The organism is Polaromonas sp. P1_G2 (assembly GCF_056405515.1).
Genome location: NZ_JBFUBY010000540.1, coordinates 1 through 1,037 on the forward strand (window position 1 = coordinate 1; position 1,037 = coordinate 1,037).

At 65.5% G+C, this 1,037-nt stretch carries 1 protein-coding gene; it reads left to right on the forward strand.

The window, feature by feature from the left end:
* Positions 1-1,037, forward strand: a 1,037-nt coding sequence (locus AC1D0P_RS26030; protein WP_477679366.1) for a patatin-like phospholipase family protein, incomplete at both ends; no start/stop codon positions are given.

A 1,037-nucleotide genomic window follows, 5' to 3' on the forward strand; every position in this document is an offset into this window, starting at 1 on the left:
CCCAAGGCGCGCCTGCACATCGAACAGCACGGCCTGCGACCCGGTGACATCGGCGTGGTGCCGGGCGCGGCGGGCGGCCCCAAAGGCCTGATCCTGGGCGCGCTGGACCGTTTTATCTTTGGCGACTGGCTCACACAAACCGATCATCCGGTGCACCTGGTCGGCGCCTCGATAGGCGCTTGGCGCATGGCCACAGCCTGCCTGAACGACCCGGCGGCCGGTTTTGCGCGGCTGGAGCACGACTACATCCACCAGCACTACGAACTGCAGCCCGGCCAGAAACGTCCCACCGCGGATTTCGTGAGCGRGCAGTTCGGCCAGAGCCTCAAAGAGTTTTACGGCGGCCGTGTGCATGAGGTGCTGCAACACCCGCGTTACCGGCTGCACATCGTGACCTCACGCGGGCGCCACCTGCTGGGCCGAGAGCACAAGCTGGCCACGCCCTTGGGTTACCTGGGCGCCTTCCTCACCAACAGCCTGCACCGCAAGGCCATGGGCGCCTGGCTGGAGCGTGTGGTGTTTTCCACGCCCAATGCCAAACTGCCGTTTGCCACCAGCGACTACCGCACGCGCCAGGTTGACCTCAGTGAGGACAACTTCAAGCTCGCGCTGCAGGCCAGCTGCTCGATTCCTTTTGTGTTGCGCTCGGTGCACAACGTGCCCGGCGGGCCGCCCGGCGCCTACTGGGACGGCGGCATCACCGATTACCACCTGCACCTGAATTACGCGAGTGAGTTGGGTACAGCTGGGGCGGGCCTGGTGCTGTATCCCCATTTCCAGAAATCCGTGGTGCCGGGCTGGCTGGACAAAGGCCTCAAGTGGCGCCACAAGGCCACGCACTTTCTCGACAACATGGTGTTGCTGGCGCCCGACCCGGACTGGATCAAGACCCTGCCCAATGCCAAGCTGCCCGACCGCACGGACTTTGTGCGCTACGGGCCGGACTTGCAGGGCAGGGTAAAAGCCTGGAGTTCGGCGACCGCAGCCAGCGCGCAGCTGGCCGAGGAATGGCAGGAATGGCTGGCGCGGCCGGACCT